This window comes from Thalassobaculum sp. OXR-137 (assembly GCF_034377285.1).
Lineage (GTDB): Bacteria > Pseudomonadota > Alphaproteobacteria > Thalassobaculales > Thalassobaculaceae > Thalassobaculum.
The window spans coordinates 3,478,858-3,497,882 of sequence record NZ_CP139715.1; the positions used below are offsets into that span (position 1 = coordinate 3,478,858).

A 19,025-nucleotide genomic window follows, 5' to 3' on the forward strand; every position below is an offset into this window, starting at 1 on the left:
GGTCCCCGTCTACCCAAAGACCCTACCCTTGAAATTTATTTTCCAAACGTCATCTTGTCGGAAACGCGACATTATAGAGAGGCGCTTATGTGCGGTTTAGCCGGCGAGCTAAAGTTCGACGGAGGCTTTGTTACGTTCGATGGTCTGTCCTCCATGGCCGATGCCATGGCGGCCCGCGGACCTGATGCTCAAGGCACCTACGTTCAGAGCGGTATCGGACTGGCGCACCGGCGACTGTCGATCATCGACCTGTCCGACCGCGCGCAGCAGCCCATGCACGACCCGGCCCTGGGGCTGACGATCGTGTTCAACGGCGCGATCTACAACTACAAGGAACTGCGCCCGGAGCTGGAAGCCAAGGGCTACAAGTTCTACAGCGACGGCGATACCGAGGTGATCCTGAAGGCGTTCCACGCCTGGGGCGAGGCCTGCGTGGAGCGGTTCCACGGCATGTTCGCCTTCGCCATCTGGGACCGCGGCGAGCGCACCCTGACCCTGGCGCGCGACCGGCTGGGCATCAAGCCGATGTATATCGCGCCGATCGAGGGCGGCCTGCGTTTCGCCTCCAACATGCAGGCCGTTCTGGCGGCCGGCGGGGTCGATACCGAGATCGATCCGGTGGCGCTGAACCACTACATGAACTTCCACGCCGTGGTGCCGTCGCCCTACACGATCGTGTCGGGCGTTCGCAAGCTGCCGCCGGCGACCACGATGACGGTCACCGCCGACGGCAAGCAGACCCAGCGCCGCTACTGGGAGCCGGTCTACGGCACCCCGGACGACGAGGCCCGCGTCTCCGAGGACGAGTGGCGCGACCGGGTGCTCGACGCCCTGCGCGTGGCGGTGCAGCGCCGGCTGGTCGCCGACGTGCCGGTTGGCGTGCTGCTGTCCGGCGGCGTCGACAGCTCGATGATCACCGCCCTGGTGGCCGAGCAGACCGGCGGCAATCTCGACACGTTCAGCGTCGGTTTCGAGACCGTCGGCAACGAGCAGGGCGACGAGTTCCGCTATTCCGACGTGATCGCCGAGAAGTTCGGCACCCGCCACCACAAGATCCAGGTGAACAGCCGCGAGCGGCTGCTGCCGAGCCTGCCGGGCTGCATCGCCGCCATGTCGGAGCCGATGGTCAGCCACGACTGCATCGGCTTCTACCTGCTGTCCCAGGAGGTCGCCAAGAACGTGAAGGTGGTCCAGTCCGGCCAGGGCGCGGACGAGGTGTTCGGCGGCTATCACTGGTATCCGCCGCTGATGGAGAAGGGGACCGGTGCCGCCGACTACGCGCGGCTGTTCCGCGACCGCACCCATGAGGAGTTCCTGGAGGCCGTCCATCCGCGCTACCGCAACGGCGACCATGCCGGCCAGTTCATCGAGGAGATGTTCGACAAGCCGGGCGCGTCCAGCGCGGTCGACAAGGCGCTGCGCCTCGACACCACGGTGATGCTGGTGGACGACCCGGTGAAGCGCGTCGACAATATGACCATGGCCTGGAGCCTGGAGGCGCGCGTGCCGTTCCTCGACCACGAGTTGGTCGAATTGGCCGCCAAGGTCCCGCCGGAGCTGAAGGCCGGCCATGGCGGCAAGCACATCCTGAAGGAGGCGGCCCGCAAGATCGTCCCGTCGGAGGTGATCGACCGGCCGAAGGGCTATTTCCCGGTGCCGGCGCTCAAGTACATCCAGGGCGACACGCTGGACTATGTGCGCGGCGTGCTGGACAGCCGCAAGGCGCGGGAGCGGGAACTGTTCGACCGGGGCTACGTTGACCAGTTGCTGGAGCGTCCCGAGGACCAGATCACCCCGCTCGGCGGCTCCAAGCTTTGGCAGGTCACGCTTCTGGAAGCGTGGCTGCAGGCCAACGGACTTTAGAAGACCCGGAGGAATGATCGGGATGAAGGACCGCGCACAGCGTGAATTCAAGCAGCGCCGCGCCCGGGCGCGCGGCCGTTCGCGTCGGGGCTGGCCGCGCCTTCCGGGCGACGGGCCGCCGCAGGATCGGGGACAGCCGAATGCGGTGGTGAATGTCGGCTGGGGCCGGCTCATCTTCGCGGAGACGTTCGAGACCGCCGAAGGGCTGGCCGATGTCATGCGGCAGGAAGCGCCGGACGAGCGCGACATCACCATAAACGTCAACAATCCGCATGTGGTCCTGGCCCAGGCGCCGGAGGCCTTCTTCCTCGACCCGTCGCACACCTTCCGGCTGGAGTTCGAGCATTACCGCCCGCGCACCGACCGGCTGGTGGGCGTCTATGTCCGCCGCCTGCGCTCTGCGGCCGATGCGGAGGCGGTGAACCGGATCTATGCCAAGGTCGGCATGGTGCCGGTGGGGCGGGATTTCCTGCTCGCCCACCGCGGCTCGCGGCGGATCGTCCATCTGGTGGCGGTCGATGAGACGACCGATCAGGTCGTCGGCACCATCACAGGTGTCGACCATGAGCGGGTCTACGACGATCCGGAGGGCGGCTCCAGTCTGTGGTGCCTGGCGGTTGATCCCCAGGCGCCGCTGCCAGGTGTCGGCGAGGTGCTGTTGCGCCATCTGATCGAGACGTTCCAGACCCGGGGTCTCGCACATATCGACCTGTCGGTCATGCATGACAACGCCCCGGCGATTAAGCTCTACGAGAAGCTGGGCTTTCAGCGCATTCCGCTGTTCAGCCTGAAGTACAAGAACCCGATCAACGAGAAGCTCTACAGCGCGCCGATGCCCGAGGCGAAGCTGAACCCCTATGCCCGGATCCTGATCAACGAGGCCCGGCGCCGCGGCGTAACCGTCGAGATCGAGGATGCGGAGGGCGGCCTGTTCGCCCTGTCCCATGGCGGGCGCCGGGTGTCCTGCCGGGAATCCCTGTCGGAGCTGACCAGCGCGGTGGCGCTCAGCCGCTGCGACGACAAGGCGCTGACCCACCGGCTGCTGGCACGCCACGGCTTGCGGGTCCCGGCCCAGCACGAGGTCGACGACGAGACCGACGCCCGCGCCTTCCTGCGGAAATACGGCCGCATCGTCGTGAAGCCGGCGCGCGGCGAGCAGGGGCGGGGCATCTCGGTCGACATCAGCGATCCGGTCGACATGGTCCGCGCCATCGAGGATGCGGAGATCGTCTGCGACCGCGTGCTGCTGGAGGAGTTCTGCGAGGGCGCCGACCTGCGCATCATCGTCATCGGCTTCAAGGTGATCGCCGCCGCCGTTCGGATTCCGGCCACCGTCGTCGGCGACGGGGTCAGCGACGTGCGCAGCCTGATCGACCGGCAGAGCCGGCGTCGCGCCTCGGCCACCGGCGGCGAGAGCCGGATCCCGGTGGATTCAGAGACCGAGCGCTGCGTGAAGGCGGCCGGGTACGATTTCGACGTGATCCTGCCCAAGGGCACGTCGCTGGCCGTGCGCAAGACCGCCAACCTGCATACCGGCGGCACGATCCACGACGTCACCGACCAGCTCAACCCGCATCTGCGCGAGGTGGCGGAGGAGGGTGCGCGCATCCTCGACATCCCGGTTGTCGGCTTCGACCTGCTGGTACCCGACGTCTCCGGCGAGGACTACGTGATCATCGAAGCGAACGAGCGGCCGGGTCTGGCCAATCACGAGCCCCAGCCCACGGCGGAGGCGTTCGTCGATCTGCTGTTCCCGCAGACCACCGACCGATTTCTCGAAATGAAGGAACCCCGCAATGCCACCGGCTGACCATGGCCATCTTCGCAGCGTCGAGACCCCCGATCCGATATCCCGCGTCATGCGGCGGATCGACGGCGAGCGGATCATCGAACTGCTGCTCGAGCTTCAGGGCATCCCGAGCCCGACCGGCTATACGGACACGATCGTGCATCATGTCTGCGGTCTGCTGAAGGATCTGGGCGTCTCCTACGAGATCACCCGGCGCGGCGCGATCCGCGTGAACCTGCCGGGCAAGGTCTACAGCCCGGACCGGGCGGTGGTCTCGCACCTGGACACCCTCGGCGCCCAGGTCACCGCGCTGAAGGAGAACGGCCGCTTGTCGGTGCGCCCGGTCGGCACCTGGGCCGCCCGCTTCGCCGAGGGCGCGCGGGTCACGGTCTTCACCGATGTGGGGCCGCGCCGCGGCACGATCCTGCCGCTGAAGGCCTCGGGCCACACCTACGACACCCAGATCGACACCCAGCCCTCGGACTGGGAGAACCTGGAGATCCGGCTGGACGAGCGGGTGTCCTCCTATGGCGACCTGGTCGGCGCACGGTTCAATGTGGGCGACATGGTGTCGGTCGACCCGCAGCCGGAGGTCACGGCGGCCGGCTTCATCAACAGCCGCCATCTGGACGACAAGGCCGGGGTCGCCGCCATGTTCGCCGCGCTGGAGGCGGTGCTGGCCGAGGAGCTACCGCTGCCGGTGGACTGCCACTTCCTGTTCACCATCTCCGAGGAGACCGGCTCCGGCGCGTCGTCGATCCTCCATGGCGACGTCTCGGAGCTGCTGTCGGTAGACAACGCCACCGTGGCGCCGGGCCAGAACTCGTCGGAATACGGCGTGACCATCGCCATGGGCGATATGACCGGGCCGTTCGACTATCACCTGTCCCACGGGCTGATCGGTCTGGCGGAGCGGCACGGGATCGAGCACAGCCGCGACGTCTTCAAGCATTACCGCTGCGATGCCGCCTCGGCGATCGAGGCCGGCAACGACATTCGCACCGCGCTGATCGCCTTCGGCCTGGACGGCAGCCACGGCTGGGAGCGGGTGCATATCGACAGCCTGGTCGCCGTCGCGCGGCTGGTGGCGGTCTACATGGCCTCCCCGCCGGTGGTCGCCCGCGACACCAAGGGCCTGGGCCCGATCGAGGGCTTCCCCAACGTGCAGGAGTAGCACGCGTCGCGTCCTGTCTTCCGGCCCTTCGACACGCGCCGGCCCCGGATAACTCCGGGACCACCGCTGCTCAGGGCGCGGTCGTATCTGTAATTTTGGTGACCTCTCTGTAATTTGGGTGACCTCGCCCTGAGCAGCCCCGGCGTTGCGCCGGGGCGTGTCGAAGGGCCGCCGCGTCGCCACGCTTGCCTCTTCACCTTCCCCCGCCCAGCGCTCATCATCCGGGCAGCGACGGCCCGGGAGAGAGCACACATGGACATCACCGACGACACGCCACCCCAGGAGCTGGCCGAGGCCTGCGCCGCTGCGCTGTGGGCCGACGATCGCGCCTCGCGGGAGATGGGCATCGCGCTGGACCGGGTGGGCCCGGGCGAGGCGGTGATGTCGATGACGGTGCGCGAGGAGATGACCAACGGCCACGGCACCGCCCATGGCGGCTTCATCTTCGCCCTGGCGGATTCCGCCTTCGCCTATGCCTGCAACGGCAGCAACCAGCGCAGCGTGGCCCAGCACTGCAGCATCACCTACCTGGCCCCGGCCGCCGCCGGCGACCGGCTGACCGCGACTGCGGTGGAACGGGCAGTGGCCGGCCGCAGCGGGATCTACGACGTCACCGTCGCCGACCAGACCGGCCGCGTGGTGGCGGAGTTCCGCGGCCACTCGCGCACCATCAAGGGGACCCTGCTTGGGGCGTAGGCGGGCGACCCGTCGACATGCCCTGTCCCGGACCAAGGTCCGGACTGCTCGGGGTGAGGCCCTTTAAAACCTCTACCAATAACCGTCATCCCGGCGATCTCCGGGCTCGACCCGGAGGTCGGCCGGGACCTGGCCCAAGCCTCAGAAGCGAGGTCCCGGACGCCCCCGGATTAGGTCCGGGGGCGTCCGGGATGACGGTCATTGGTTGAGGTATTAAAGGACCCCGCCCTGAGCGGCCCCGCCGGGGCGGGTCGAAGGGCCGGTCGTGGTTCCCTCAGGGCTCGTTGACCCGGTCGAGCGGGTAGATCGGGCGGCGGACCTTCTTGAAGTCCAGGATCGAGTTGTCCGAGGTGGTCACGCCCTCGCCGTCGAGGGTGATCGTCGCCTTGCCGAGGTTCCCGAAGCCCGCCCGGTAGTGGATCCGCGACTTCAGCAGCAGGTAGCGCTTGTGCTGCGGCTGGATGCCGACCGAGGTGAACACCCCCACGTCCCAGGGTTCGTGGTGGTTGGAGGTGACGACGATCTCCACCTTGCCGGTGTCGAGCACGGCGCTGTGGCCCATGGAGACCTGCACGCCGGTATACATCGGTCCGCGCACGGTCCAGCGGCCGTCGGTCAGGGTCTTCACCGTCCCGGTCACCTCCAGCGGCCGGCCCTTCAAGCCGATCGACGGCATGTCGGTCTTGCCGCCGAGCTTCAGGGTCACCTTGGCGCCGATGCCGACCTTCTGCATCTGCTTCACCGCCTCGGGATCGTAGACGGCGGCGACCGCCACATCCTCCAGCCCCTGGTTCAGCACCTCTTCGATCACGGTCATGACGTCCTGGGTGCCGCCGGAGCCGGTATTGTCGGCATGGTCGAGCAGCAGGGTCGGCCCGCCGTCGGTCTTCAGGGTGTCGAATTCCTTGGCGCGGGCGACGGCGTCCACCAGCGGCTCGTGCTGGTAGACGAACTCCTCGCGCCGCTGCCACATCTCCTTCACCAGCCGGTCGCGCCACTTGTCGGCGAGCGCCTGGTCGCCGTCGGTGACGACGACGACGCTGGAGCCGGCATCCTGGAAATCGGCCAGCGGGAAGCCGCCGAACACGGTGGCGGCCAGCACCTTGGGATCCTCCTCGGCCTCGCGGGCCAGCGCCAGCAGGGTCTTCATCGGCTCGTCGTCATGGCCCATCCGCAGGGTCTGGGCGAGCAGGGCGGGCTGACCCCAGGCCATGACCGGTGTCACCTCGCCGGCGATGGTGCGCATGAGCACATGGGCGATCTGGCTGCCGACCTCGACCATGTCGATGTGCGGATAGGTCTTGTAGCCGATCAGGCAGGTGCAGTTGTCGACCATCTTCTGGGTCAGGTTGGTGTGCAGGTCGTAGGTCACCGCGATCGGAATGCCCGGCGCGATCTTGCGGATGTTCTCCAGCAGGGTGCCTTCGCCATCGTCGGTGGTCTCGGCCACCATGGCGCCGTGCAGGTCGAGCAGGCAGGCGTCCACGCCCTCGCGCACCGCGTCCAGAATCTTGCCGGTGAGGAAATCGTAGGCTTCGGCCTTGACCGGACCGGACGGCATGGCCTCGGCGGCCACCGGTGTCACCACCTCGTGGCCGGCGGCCTCGGCGATGTCGAGATAGGCGCCGAACGGCATGCCGGTACCCTTATAGGCCTTGTACGCCTCCTCGCCGACATACCCGCCCCAGGCCATGAACCGGTCCAGGTCGGTGACCACGGGGGAGAAGGTGTTCGTCTCGTGCTTCATCATGGCAACGAGCAGGCGCATGGGGACGGCTCCGGGAAGGTTGGAGAGGGGGGCGCTTAGACAACCCGGCGATCTTGTGGACTTCTCGGCGGCTTGTCGAGGTGTCCGGGCCATGCGACAGGAAATCCATGACCCATGATCTCTCCGCGACCGTCACCCATGTGGCCGCCGACCGCCGCCACCGGTTTTCCAAACAGACCCTGGACGCGATCCGGCTGATTGCAGGCGAGGGGGTGGAGGGCGATGCCCACCGCGGGGTGACGGTGAAGCACCGCTCGCGGGTGCGGGCCGATCCGACCCAGCCGAACCTGCGCCAGGTGCATCTGATCCCGGGCGAGCTGCATGACGAGCTGGTGGCCAAGGGCTTCGACGTGGCGCCGGGGGCGATGGGCGAGAACGTGACGACCCGAGGCCTCGACCTGCTGTCCCTGCCGCGCGGCACCGTGCTGCGGATCGGGGCCGAGGCGGAGGTGGAGATCACCGGCCTGCGCAACCCGTGCAGTCAGATCGAGAAGTTCCAGAGCGGCCTGCTGAAGGCTGTGCTGGACCGGGCGGAAGACGGCAGCCCGATCCTGAAGGCCGGGGTCATGGGGATCGTGCTTGCAGGCGGCGAGATCCGGCCCGGGGATGCGATCACGGTGACCCTGCCGCCGGAGCCGCACGTGCGGCTGGAGCGGGTTTAGCTTCCGGACCGACCCACCCCGTCATCCCGAACTCGTTTCGGGACCTTACCTTTGCCCACCGCCCATAAGGTCCCGAAACGAATTCGGGATGACGGGATGGGGTGAGTCAGACACCTGTCTCCGTCCGGAACCGCCGCCGGTAGGTGCCGGGCGGCAGGCCGGTCAGGGTTCGGAACAGGCGGGTGAAGGCCGACACATCCGCATACCCGACCTGCCAGGCGATCTCGTCCACCGGCAGCCGTGTGCGCTCCAGCAGACCCCGCGCCTTCTCGATCCGCAGGTTCTGCAGATAGGCGAGCGGCGCCAGGCCGGTGGCGCTGCGGAACCGGCGCAGGAAGGTGCGGCCGGTGAGCCCCGCCTGTGCCGCCATATCGCCGACGGTCAGATCCTCCCGGACCCGCGCCTCCAGCCAGTGCTGGACCGCCAGCACCGGCGCGTCGCCATGGGACAGGACCGGGCGGAAGGTACGGTAGTTGCGCTGCTCGCGGCCCGCCGGGTCGACCAGCAGATGCCGCGCCGTCGCCGACATGATCTCCGGGCCGAGCCAGCGCTGCACCAGGTGCAGGCCGAGATCGATCCAGGCCATCACCCCGCCGGCGGTGACGATGTCATGGCCGTCCACGAGGAGCTGATCCGGCAGCAGCTCGACCCCGGGGAAGGCCGCCCGGAACTCCCCCTCCAGGGCCCAGTGGGTGGTCGCCGCGCGCCCCTCCAGCAACCCGGCATGGCCGAGCCAGAACGCACCGGCGCAGGCCGAGCAGACGACCGTTCCGGCCGCCCGGCAGTCGCGCAGCCAGGCGTGCATCTGCGGAGCGTCGGCGCCGCGTTTGCCGCTGAGGTTGGGCGGGAGAATGACGGAGTCGGGTGGGGCGGACGCGTCGAGACCGTCGGCTTCGAGCCGGTCGACGGAGAACGGCCGGCGTCCGGCCTGCCGGACGTATTGGTTGGCGACCGTGAACAGGTCGGCCAGGCCGAGAACCGCCGCTTCCTGGGCGCCGGGATAGGCGACGATAGCGATGCGGATGGCGGGGTCGGCGCTCATGGTTTGGCGAATATGGCATAGAGAATGTCTTTTTCGCCAATTCTATCGGGGCCGGTGCTCCGGCAGGCTTTCCGGCGTTGAAAGGAGACCTCCATGTCCAAGACCGCTCTAATCCTGATCGATATCCAGAACGACTATTTCGCCGACGGCCGCTGGCCGGTGGCCGAGATGGACGCCGTCGCGGCCAACGCCGCCCTGCTGCTCGCCCGGTTCCGGGAGGCCGGCCTGCCGGTCGTCCATGTCCGCCACGAGATGCAATCGGCCTCCGCGCCGTTCTTCGTCGCCGGCACGCCGGGTGCGGAGATCCATCCCTCCGTCGCGCCGGCGGACGGCGAGCCGGTGATCGTCAAGCACAAGGCCAACAGCTTCCGCGATACGGCGCTTAAGGAGACCTTGGATGCGGCGGGCGTAACCGATGTCGTGATCTGCGGCGCCATGAGCCAGATGTGCATCGATGCCGGGGCGCGGGCGGCGGCCGATTTCGGCTATGCGGTGACCGTGGCGTCGGATGCCTGTGGCGCCAAGGACCAGGTCTTCGACGGGCGGACCGTGGCCGCCGCCGACGTGCACGCGGCGATCATGGCCCCGCTCGCCATGTCCTATGGCAAGGTCCTGTCCACCGAGACGGTGGTCGCCGGGATCGGGTGAGGGCGCGCGATCAGGTCTGCGCGGCGGCGATCTCCACCTCCGCCACCAGCGGGCGGTGGTCGGAGGCGGTGCGGGCCAGCGGGGTGGCGGGGACCCACACCCGGCACAGCCGCGCCCGCTCGTTCACCAGAATGCGGTCCAGCGCCAGCAGCGGCAGGCGGCTGGGGAAGGTCGGGATTCGCCGGACCGCGCCGATATGCCGGCCGAGCGAGCGGCTCAGCAGCCGCACCACCGGCGAGAACGGCAGCCAGTCGTTGAAGTCGCCGAGGATGACCGTCGGCAGGTCGCCTTCCTGGGCCGCCAGGGCGGCGATCAGCTCGGCCTGGGCCCGGCGCTCGCGGCGGTCCAGGCCGAAATGGCTGGCCACCACCCGCAGCGGGCCGTCGGGCGTTGCGACCGTCGCCATGATCGCGTTGCGCGGTTCCCGTTCGGGATGGGCGAGATCGGCGACCACCCAGTCGGAGACCGGCCAGCGCGACAGCAGCATGTTGCCGTAGCGCCGGTCGCCGTCCTGCAGGGCCGGACCTTCCACCGCATGGCCGTCGAAGGCGGCGGCGAGGGCGGCGAAATGGTCGGGACGGCCGGTGCCGCCGTCGCCCGGGCCGGAAACCTCCTGCAGGGCGACGATCCCGGCGCCGATCTCGGCGATGGTCCGGGCGACCCGGTCGATGTCCCGGATCCCGTCCGTGCCGACCGCGTCGTGGATGTTGTAGGTCGCGACGGTGAGGGGCATCGGCAGGCTAGTCGTCGTCTGAATCGTCGGAGTGGAAGGCGTTCACCAGCCGCTGCAGGGCGATGCTGAGGGCGAGCCAGCCGAGCACGACGCCGATCAGGATCGCCACCTTGGCGACGGTCGGCTCGGCGATGAGCTGCCACAGGCTCTCGCCCACCGCCGTCAGGGCGATGACGCTGGGCAGCAGGCCGAGCGCGGTGCCGATCACGAAGTCCCAGGGGCGGATATGGGTGGCGCCGGCCAGGATGTTGATCAGGGTGAACGGCGCGATCGGCGTCATGCGCAGGGCGAGCACCGCGACGATGCCCTGGCGGCCGACCTTGCCGGACAGCGCCTTGAGCCGGTGCCCCATCAGCCGGTGGACCAGCCGGCGCCCGCCCCAGCGGCCGAGCCCGTAGGTCAGGATCGCCCCCAGGGTGGTGCCGAACACCGCGTAGAGCATCGCCACCACCGGCTCGAAGCTGATCGCGGTCAGCACCAGCAGCAGGGTGATCGGGAACATGGTCAGGCTGGCGACGGCGTAGACGGCGGCGACCAGCAGCGGCGTCCAGACGCTTCCGGTCAGACGCTCGAACAGCGGGCCGAGCCGGTCGACATTGGCGAACTCGGCCAGCGGGGTCATGGTCCACACGGCCGCCAGCACGATCAGACAGAGAATGGTGACGCCGAGCACCAGCTTCTGCAGCCGCGGCCTGAAGGCGGGCACCGAGTCCACGTTGAGGAAGCCGAGCACGTCCGACTTGAGCTGGCTCTCCGGGTCGGCCACGTCCAGCAGCACCGAGGTCGCCGGATCGAGCTCGAACGCCGCCGGCTCCTTGATCGGCAGCAGGCTGCGGTCCTTGCCGGTACCGGCGCGGAACCGCTCGGCCTCGGCGCGCAGCAGGTCGCCCAGGCTCTTGGCGTCGGCCGCGCGCTCCGCCAGGACCGCCGGCTCCATCCCCAGATGCTCGCCCAGCAGCCGGTGGCGCAGGCCGGCGATCACCGCGCGGCGCTCCCCGGTGTCGCCGATCAGGTGCAGGTTGGCCTCGGTGTCGAAGCGCATGGAGCGGCGGTTCAGGTTGGCCGATCCGACGGTGAGGAACCGGTCGTCGACGATCATCAGCTTGGAATGGACCATGACCGAGGCGCGCTTGCCGTCCTGGGCGCGGGTCACCGGGGCGACCAGGGTCACCCGGTCGAGCACACCCGCTTCCTCGAGCTGGGCGCGGAACATGCGCCGGCCGCCGCCCATGGACTTGGTCTCCAGCCAGGTGTTCTGCACGGCGGGGGTCACGATCACCGCTTCCAGGTCCGGCCGTTCCTGCAGGCGGCGGGTCAGTGCCTCGGCGATCTTCGGGGCGGTGAGGAACTGGTTCTCGATGAAGACCAGCTCCTCGGCCTGCAGGATCGCCCGGCAGTACAGGGTCTCGATCTGCCGCAGCGCCGGGCTGTCGTTCAGCGACGGCTCGGTGAGGGAGAGCGCCACGTCGATATCGGTGAAATGCGGCTCCAGCCCCTCGGGCCAGATCGGCTCCGGCGTCTCCACCCGGTGGATGCCGTCCGGATCGACGGCCTTCCAGCGGCGCGCGGTCAGATCGCCGAGCGCGCGGGCCGCCGGGCCGGTCACCGCCATGTGGGTGTCGTGGAACGGGGTGTAGAGCCCGCCCTTGGGCGAGACGCGGCGGGGATCGTCGGGGATGTGTTCGCTGGTGTCCCAGCGCTCGCGGGTGACGTCCAGCCCGCCGCAGAAGCCCAACGCGTCGTCGATCACCACCAGCTTCTGGTGATGGCAGGCGCCGAACGGCAGGGCGTCGTCCAGGTGCACATGGATGCGCGCCGAGGTGGTCAGCCCCAGATTGACCATCGGCAACGCCTCGCGGTCGCGCACGAAGAGCGGGGTGAAGTCCCAGAGCAGCAGCCAGACCTCCAGCTCCGGGTTGCGTCCGGTCAGGAACTCCAGCAGCGGCTTCAGCTTCGTCGGCACGCCATCCGGATCCTCGCCCGAGCCGTCGTGAAGCTGCGGGGCCAGGTCCATCTGGCTGTCGAGATCCCAGCCGACCATGACGATGGTGCGTCTGGCCTGGAGCATGGCGTTGCGCAGGGCGCCGAAATACTCCTCGCCGTCGACCATCAGCGCCGCCCGGTCGGCACGGGCGATGGTGGCGCAGGTCTCGCCTTCGACCATGACCGCGTCGATCAGGGACACAACCTCATTGGAATCGGACATGCCTACCGTGTGTCTAGCTTTGGGTCGCAGGTGTGAGGGCAGCCACACGCCGGGCGGGAGGTGCCGTTTAGAGGTAGCAAGAAACGACGCCGGATCAACCTTTCGCGCCCGGCCAGGTATCGCTGAGCCGGTAGCCGGCCTGCCAGGGGTCGGTCGGATCGAGCAGGATCTGGCGCGTATCGGTGAGCCAGGCGCGCCCCTCGAGGCTCGGGGTGATCCAGGTCCGGCCAGCCCGTTCCTCCACCGCCTCGATGCGGCAGTCGAACCGGCTGTCGATCAACGAGGTCCCGGTGAAGCGCTGTCCCACCGCGAGTTGGCCCCTGGCATACAGCACCGCCATGCGGGCGGAGCAGCCGGTGCCGCAGGGCGAGCGGTCGATCTTGCCCGGCCGGATCGCCACCGCGTTGCGGCCGATCAGACCGTCGCCGTCCGGGCGCGGGGCGGCGGCGACCTGGCAGAAGGAGAAGTGACGCCAGTCCGGCAGGTCGGGATGGGCGAATCCGAGCTGCTCGTCGGCGGCCGCGATGATCTTCGTGCCCAGTACGGCGATGTCCCGCGCCTCGTCCGGGGTGAGGGCGAAGCCGAGCGCCTCGGCCGACACGATGACGAAACTGTCGCCGCCGAAGGCGGTGTCGACGGTCAGCGTGCCGACGCCCTCCACCTCCAGGGCGGCATCCAGCTTGTCGGCGAAGGAGGGCAGGTTGCGCATCCGCACCCGCTCCACCTTGCCGTCGCGGCAGGTCGCGGTCGCCTGCACCAGCCCGCCCGGCGCCTCCAGAGTTATCACCGTTTCCGGCTCGGACATGGGCAGGATGCCGGTCTCCAGCAGCACGGTGGCGACGCACAGGCTGTTGGAGCCGGACATCGGCGGGGTGTCGGCCGGCTCCATGATGATGAAGCCCATGGCGGCGCGCGGATCCTTGGGCGGGACCAGCAGGTTCACATGGCGGAAGACGCCGCCGCGCGGCTCGTTCAGCACCAGGTTGCGCAATGTCTCGTCGGCGGCGATGAAGCGCGACTGCTCCCACAGGGTGTCGCCGGGCGGCGGTGCCACGCCGCCGGTGATGACGTCGCCGACCTCGCCCTCGGCGTGACACCCGACGATCTGAATCATGGTGGTCGAGCGCATTCCGCCCCCCTTTCGCCCCCGCCGGGCCCGCATTTACCCCCGGCCGGTCACAGCCATATCACAGCCGGCTCCTCACATCAGTGGTGTGGCGGCACGGAACCCACCCGACCCACGCAGGTCTCTTCCTCCGCGCCGCGCTGAACAGTGTGACACCCAAGCGTGACGAGGGAGACGGCTATGTCCATGACCACCAAGACGACGCTCACCGGCGCTTCTTTTGCGACCGTTCTGTCCCTGGCGATGGCCCAGACCGCCGCGGCCGATCCGCTGCTTCCTTCCCCGACCTATCGCTGGCAGGCCCAGCAGCAGGAGACGGTTGCCTATGTTCCGCCGTCGGCCGTGCTGGTTCCGTCCGCCGATCAGGCGAGCCTGACCTGTAACCGCCCGTTGCTCGACAACAACGCGCCGCTGGTCGGCCAGATTCTCGGCTCGGCCAATGGCGATCTCGCCAACACGCCGGTGGGCCAGGGAGCCCGCAACATGTCGGCGACCGCCGGCGGCGTGCTGATCGGCGTGCTGGCCAACGAGTCCTATATCGACCGGGTCGTGCCGGCCGACGCGGCCTGCGCCCAGTATGCGCTGGAGACGGCCCGCAACGGACAGACCGTGTCCTGGATCAGCCCGGAATACGGCCAGCATTTCGCCTTCACCGCCCAGGACAGCTTCGCGGTCGGCGGCAACGAGTACTGCCGCGACTACACCGGCCAGAGCTACGTGAACGGCGAGACCACCACCATGGTCGGCACCGCCTGCCGCCGTCCGAACGGCCAGTGGAAGATCGTTAACTAACCCGGGAACCCACCGGCCCGACCGGCGTTCCTGGCACAAGGATTGCTTCTCAGTAATTGAGGGCGGTGTCGCCCTCGCAACGGAGGATGGAAAGATGCGTCACGTGCCGAAGTTTTCCGACGATTACGGCCTTGCTCCGACCGATCTTGCGGAAGCGGCCATCCTGTCAGCCGACATGGACGAGATGCTGGATGCCATCGGCGACGACTGGTCGCTGGAGGACGCCCAGGAACTGGACCTGCTGGGAAACCTCTGAGGGACGTTCGATCGGCGTCAGCGGCGATCGGCGCTCCGGGAGAGACCGGCGAACCAGTGCAGAGCCGGCGCCAGTTCCTCGCGCCACAGGCGCCACTCGTGGTCGCCGTCGCGCACCCGCAGTTCCACCGCATGACCGGCACCGCGGGCGGCCCTGAAGAACTTCAGCGCGCCGTCCCAGAGACCCAGAGCGTCATGGTCGCCGGTCATGATGTAGAAATCGACCGCCAGCTCCGGCGGGATCGCCTTCAGCGGCGCGAAGACGTTGGCCCGATTGAAGCGGGCGGCTTCGAAGGGCTCGCCGAAGGCGTCGGCGAAGAACCGGAGCTGGAACTCGGGGAAGTCGGCGGCTGACGCCACGTCCTCGAACACCGCCGGGCTGAAGGCGGCCGCGGCCCGGAACAGCGCCGGGTAGTGCGTCGCCAGACGAAGCGCGCCGTACCCGCCCATGGACAGTCCGGCAACGAAGCGCTGGGACCGGTCGGTCCGGGTCTCGTAGAGCCGGTCGATGGCCGGGATCAGGTCCTGCACCAGGGCGCTGCTCCACGCCCCGTATTTTTCCGACTCCACATACCAGGAATTGCCGACCCCCGGCATGACCAGCAGCATCGGCACCGCGTCCGGTGCGGCGAAGACCGCCTCGGCGGTGGCCTGCGCGTCCCCGCCGCCGGTCCAATCCTCCGCCCCGCCGCCATAGCCGTGCAGCAGATAGACCACCGGCAGCGGCCCGGCCGCATTCGCCGGTCGATAGACCCGGACATCGATGGACTGGCCGAGGATCGGGCTCGGGATCGCGTGGCGGTCGAGCGTGCCGGCGGCGGCCGGCGCCACGGCCAGGAGCCAGGCCAGCGCCGCCACCAGGAGAGGAAGATTTCGGCTCACTCGGCGGGCGCGGTATAGGTCCGGTTCGCCGCCGGCGCCTGAACCTCCGGCCGCGGACGGCGCGCCGGTGCCGCCTGTGCCGCCCGCGCGTCGTGGTCGGCGGCCAGTTTCCGCCAGGGCTGTTTCTTCAGCATCGTGCACCAATAGGCGAACCCGACGATGATCGCCAGGCCGGCGACATTGACCAGGGCGACGGCCGGCGGCGCGCGGCCGATCTGGTCCAGCACCATGCCCGCCACCCGCGACAGACCCATGGAGAGCAGGAACACCGCCAGGGAGTTCTGGCCAACGGTGACGATGGGCTTGGCCCAGTCGCCGCGCAGCAGCTCGATCCGCGGATTGACGATGGCGATGGCGAGATAGGCGAGCGCCAGGAAGTGGACGTAGCGCAGCAGGCCGAAATCGGTCTTCTCCTGCAGGTCCCAGATCACCTCGCGTACCCAGCGCAGGACCTCGAAATCCTTGGCGATCTCCCAGTTCGCCGCCGGGGCGGAGAGCAGCACGAAGGCGGCCGCGGCGATCACCCAGGGGCGCGAGATCCGCGGGGCCGGGATCCAGCCGAGCGCGAAGGCGAAGCCGGTGAAGAACAGAAGCTGCCAAGCCAGCGGGTCGAAGAACCAGCGCACCGAGGCATCCTCGGGATGGCCCGGCAGCGACAGCCCGAAGATGTGCACGCTGGCGTAGACCGCCGCCACGAACCCCATCGCCGCCCAGGGATGGACGCGGGCGAGCGCCATGACCGCCGGCACCAGGACCAGCGCGCCGATATACATTGGCAGGATGTCGAAATAGTTCGGCACATAGGTCAGGGTGAACAGCCCGAGCAGCGCCTGTCCCGGATTGTCGAAGAACCAGTGGAGATTGAGCTGGGCGACATAGTCCGTCCCGCCGTCCAGCCAGGCGGTCATCGCCAGGACCAGGGTGGCGATGAAGATGAACATCGCGATATGGGCGACGTAGATCTGCCAGACCCGATAGCCGATCCGCATCGTGCCGTAGGCGAAGTTCGCCTTGGTGAAGGTCGAGCCGAAAGCCAGCGCCGCCGCGAAGCCGGAGCAGAACACGAACATCTCGGTCGCGTCCGACCACCCGAACCGCGCCGGAATGTAGTTCGCCCACAGGTTTTCCGGTACATGCGCGATGAAGATGATCAGCATCGCGATGCCGCGGAAGAAGTCCAGGCGGGGGTCGCGCGGGGTGCGGCCGGGAAGGCTCATCTGAGGTCCCTCGGGGAACGGCGGGATCGGTCTGGATAAGAAATAGGGGTTTGGCCGGATCAAGACCAATCAAACCCCCGTAATGGCTGGCCCACGGGTTCGTGAACGCCGCCGGGTCGTCCGACCTCACGATTAAGTCAGCGGCCGCTCATGCCTATGGAACGGCAGCGCCGTCGTCACATATTGTGCGGCGCAATCCCGGCGATGACGCCGGCTCGATGTGAGACACGGATACCCTCTCGGTTCGGAAGGTCGGAATGACGGTGAGTGACTTCGGCGTGGCCGCGCAGCAGCGGCCCGTCAACCGGCAGGTGCGGGCGGTGGCCCGCAGGCGCGCGGTGTTTATGGCGCTGGTCGCCGTCACCTCCCTGGGACTGTTCGCCTGGATGACCCGGCTGCTCGGTGCCGACGGCATCGACGGTCTGGACGTCGCCATGCTGGCGCTATACGCCGGCACGCTGCCCTGGGTGATCATCGGTCTATGGAACGCGGTGATCGGCGTCGCGCTGATCCATCTGCGCCGGGACTGGCTGTCGTCGGTCCTGCCGCTGGACGGGCTGGAGGACGACACCTCCGCCGTCACCGCGCCGACCGCCATCGTCATGCCGGTGTTCAACGAGGATCCGGGCCGGGTGTTCCGTCACCTGCGCGTGGTCGAGACCTCGCTGACCCGCACCGGCCAGGACGAGGCCTTCGAGATATTCCTGCTGTCCGACACCACCGATCCCGCCATCGCCGCCGAGGAGGAGCGCCGCTTCGCCGCCTGGCAGGCGGTCTCGGCCCGGCCGGCCCGCATCCACTATCGCCGGCGCACCGACAACACCCGCCAGAAGGTCGGCAATATCGAGGAATTCTGCGCCACCTGGGGCGACCGGTTCGAGCATATGATCGTGCTCGACGCCGACAGCCTGATGACCGGCGAGGCGATTCTGCGGCTGGTCCGGCTGATGCAGCGCAACCCGTCGCTCGGCATCCTGCAGACCCTGGCGGTCGGGCTGCCGTCCTCCAGCGCCTTCGCCCGGATCTTCCAGTTCGGCATGCGCCACGGCATGCGCGCCTACACCACCGGCAGCGCCTGGTGGCAGGCCGACAGCGGACCCTATTGGGGTCACAACGCGATCCTTCGGCTGGCGCCGTTCCGCGCCCATTGCCATCTGCCGCGCCTGCCGGGCACCCCGCCGCTGGGCGGCGAGATCCTCAGCCACGACCAGGTCGAGGCGGCGCTGATGCGCGCGGCCGGCTACGAGGTGCGGGTGCTGCCGGTGGAAGGCGGCTCCTACGAGGAGAACCCGCCGAGCCTGCTCGACTTCATCAAGCGCGACCTGCGCTGGTGCCAGGGCAACCTGCAGTATTTCAAGCTGATCGGCTGGCCGGTCTGGCGGCCGCTCGGCCGGGTGCAGCTCGCGCTCGCCATCCTGATGTACCTGTCCGCGCCCATGTGGCTCGGCTTCATCGCGCTGGGTATGACCCGCTTGTTCGCCGGCGGCTTCGCTCCGGCCAGCGACGTGGCCTTTTCTGAGGCCCTGTGGTCGGCGGTGCAGTGGGGTGAGGGCGTCGCCCTGTTCGCCACCATGATGACCATCACCTTCGCGCCGAAGATCATGGGCGTGCTCGACATCCTGCTGTCGGCTGCCAAGCGGCGGCTCTACGGCGGCGGGATGCGCATCCTGGCCGGCGCGATGGTCGAACTGGTGTTCGGCATGTTGGTCGCCCCGGTGGTGGCGGTGGCCCAGACCATCTTCATCGGCGGGCTGAAGATCGGCCGGCGGATCACCTGGAACGCCCAGATGCGCGACCCGCGCGAGGTGCGCTGGGGCCAGGCGCTGTCGACCCTGTGGCCGCAGACCCTGATCGGTCTCGCCATGGCGACGGGTCTGGCGCTCCATGCTCCGTCGATGCTGCCTTGGGCCGCACCCATCGTGCTCGCCTGGCTGCTCGCCGTTCCCTTCGCCGTCGGCTCGGCGGCGCCGCGCCTCGGCCGGGCGCTGCAGCGCTGGCGGCTCTGCGCGGTGCCGGAGGAGTTCGACACCCCGGCGGAAATCGCCGCCGCCCTGGCGCCGGTGGAGCAGGACATCGTGGAGATCCTGCCGTCCGGCGGCCCCGTGGCGCCGGCGCTGGCCAACCGGGTCCCCGTGCCGCTGAAGCCGGAGAGTTGACGCCGGCGTCCCGCTG

Annotated in this window: 16 protein-coding genes; 9 read left to right on the plus strand and 7 right to left on the minus strand. The window is 68.8% G+C overall.

Features of this window, described 5'->3' with window-relative positions; genetic code table 11:
• Nucleotides 1–87 precede the first annotated feature (87 nt).
• The 4 genes from T8K17_RS16090 (at nt 88) to paaI (ending at nt 5,522) form a co-directional block, all read left to right on the plus strand.
• On the plus strand, nt 88–1,863 hold the full coding sequence (locus tag T8K17_RS16090; RefSeq protein ID WP_322330755.1) for an N-acetylglutaminylglutamine amidotransferase: 1,776 nt from the start codon (nt 88–90) through the stop codon (nt 1,861–1,863).
• Nucleotides 1,864–1,885: 22 nt separating this feature from the next.
• Nucleotides 1,886–3,673, plus strand: coding sequence for an N-acetylglutaminylglutamine synthetase (gene ngg, locus T8K17_RS16095; RefSeq protein ID WP_322330756.1), 1,788 nt, complete (start codon nt 1,886–1,888; stop codon nt 3,671–3,673).
• Nucleotides 3,660–4,826, plus strand: a complete 1,167-nt coding sequence (locus tag T8K17_RS16100) for an osmoprotectant NAGGN system M42 family peptidase (RefSeq protein ID WP_322330757.1) — start codon at nt 3,660–3,662, stop codon at nt 4,824–4,826. The genes ngg and T8K17_RS16100 overlap by 14 nt, the downstream gene beginning before the upstream one ends.
• Nucleotides 4,827–5,078: 252 nt before the next feature.
• Nucleotides 5,079–5,522, plus strand: a complete 444-nt coding sequence (gene paaI, locus T8K17_RS16105) for a hydroxyphenylacetyl-CoA thioesterase PaaI (RefSeq protein ID WP_322330758.1) — start codon at nt 5,079–5,081, stop codon at nt 5,520–5,522.
• Between the two features lie 274 nt (nt 5,523–5,796).
• Here the strand turns inward: paaI and T8K17_RS16110 are convergent, their stop codons facing one another.
• A complete protein-coding gene (locus tag T8K17_RS16110) occupies nt 5,797–7,290 on the minus strand; it encodes a M81 family metallopeptidase (RefSeq protein WP_322330759.1) in 1,494 nt (497 codons plus the stop codon).
• Between the two features lie 107 nt (nt 7,291–7,397).
• On the opposite strand from T8K17_RS16110, the gene T8K17_RS16115 reads away from it, so the two are divergent.
• Nucleotides 7,398–7,952, plus strand: coding sequence for an MOSC domain-containing protein (locus T8K17_RS16115; RefSeq protein WP_322330760.1), 555 nt, complete (start codon nt 7,398–7,400; stop codon nt 7,950–7,952).
• A gap of 106 nt (nt 7,953–8,058) precedes the next feature.
• Here the strand turns inward: T8K17_RS16115 and T8K17_RS16120 are convergent, their stop codons facing one another.
• Nucleotides 8,059–8,994 carry a GlxA family transcriptional regulator gene (locus T8K17_RS16120; RefSeq protein WP_322330761.1) on the minus strand — a complete coding sequence of 312 codons (936 nt, stop codon included), beginning with the start codon at nt 8,992–8,994 and terminating at the stop codon, nt 8,059–8,061.
• Between the two features lie 93 nt (nt 8,995–9,087).
• Here T8K17_RS16120 and T8K17_RS16125 point away from each other — a divergent pair, with 93 nt between their 5' ends.
• On the plus strand, nt 9,088–9,642 hold the full coding sequence (locus T8K17_RS16125) for a cysteine hydrolase family protein (protein WP_322330762.1): 555 nt from the start codon (nt 9,088–9,090) through the stop codon (nt 9,640–9,642).
• A 10-nt stretch (nt 9,643–9,652) separates the two neighbouring features.
• Here T8K17_RS16125 and T8K17_RS16130 read toward each other — a convergent pair whose 3' ends face one another.
• From T8K17_RS16130 to T8K17_RS16140, 3 genes are all read right to left on the minus strand, one after another.
• Nucleotides 9,653–10,375 (minus strand): endonuclease/exonuclease/phosphatase family protein, encoded by a 723-nt coding sequence (locus T8K17_RS16130; RefSeq protein ID WP_322330763.1) that lies wholly within the window; start codon nt 10,373–10,375, stop codon nt 9,653–9,655.
• Nucleotides 10,376–10,382: 7 nt separating this feature from the next.
• Nucleotides 10,383–12,581 carry a VTT domain-containing protein gene (locus T8K17_RS16135; RefSeq protein WP_322330764.1) on the minus strand — a complete coding sequence of 733 codons (2,199 nt, stop codon included), beginning with the start codon at nt 12,579–12,581 and terminating at the stop codon, nt 10,383–10,385.
• Nucleotides 12,582–12,675: 94 nt separating this feature from the next.
• Nucleotides 12,676–13,710: a trans-3-hydroxy-L-proline dehydratase gene (locus T8K17_RS16140; RefSeq protein ID WP_322330765.1), complete on the minus strand. Its 1,035-nt coding sequence runs from the start codon at nt 13,708–13,710 to the stop codon at nt 12,676–12,678.
• Between the two features lie 183 nt (nt 13,711–13,893).
• Here T8K17_RS16140 and T8K17_RS16145 point away from each other — a divergent pair, with 183 nt between their 5' ends.
• The gene (locus tag T8K17_RS16145) at nt 13,894–14,499 is read left to right on the plus strand and encodes a hypothetical protein (protein ID WP_322330766.1); all 606 of its coding nucleotides are present in this window, start codon (nt 13,894–13,896) and stop codon (nt 14,497–14,499) included.
• Nucleotides 14,500–14,593: 94 nt separating this feature from the next.
• Complete coding sequence (locus tag T8K17_RS16150; protein WP_322330767.1) at nt 14,594–14,755, plus strand: hypothetical protein; 162 nt, start codon at nt 14,594–14,596, stop codon at nt 14,753–14,755.
• 17 nt (nt 14,756–14,772) lie between these two features.
• Here the strand turns inward: T8K17_RS16150 and T8K17_RS16155 are convergent, their stop codons facing one another.
• Both T8K17_RS16155 and T8K17_RS16160 read right to left on the minus strand, forming a co-directional pair.
• Nucleotides 14,773–15,636 (minus strand): alpha/beta hydrolase family protein, encoded by an 864-nt coding sequence (locus T8K17_RS16155; RefSeq protein WP_322330768.1) that lies wholly within the window; start codon nt 15,634–15,636, stop codon nt 14,773–14,775.
• Nucleotides 15,633–16,853, minus strand: coding sequence for an OpgC domain-containing protein (locus tag T8K17_RS16160; protein ID WP_322330769.1), 1,221 nt, complete (start codon nt 16,851–16,853; stop codon nt 15,633–15,635). Before T8K17_RS16160 ends, T8K17_RS16155 begins: the two co-directional genes overlap by 4 nt.
• A 257-nt stretch (nt 16,854–17,110) precedes the next feature.
• On the opposite strand from T8K17_RS16160, the gene mdoH reads away from it, so the two are divergent.
• On the plus strand, nt 17,111–19,009 hold the full coding sequence (gene mdoH / locus T8K17_RS16165) for a glucans biosynthesis glucosyltransferase MdoH (protein WP_322330770.1): 1,899 nt from the start codon (nt 17,111–17,113) through the stop codon (nt 19,007–19,009).
• Nucleotides 19,010–19,025 lie beyond the last annotated feature (16 nt).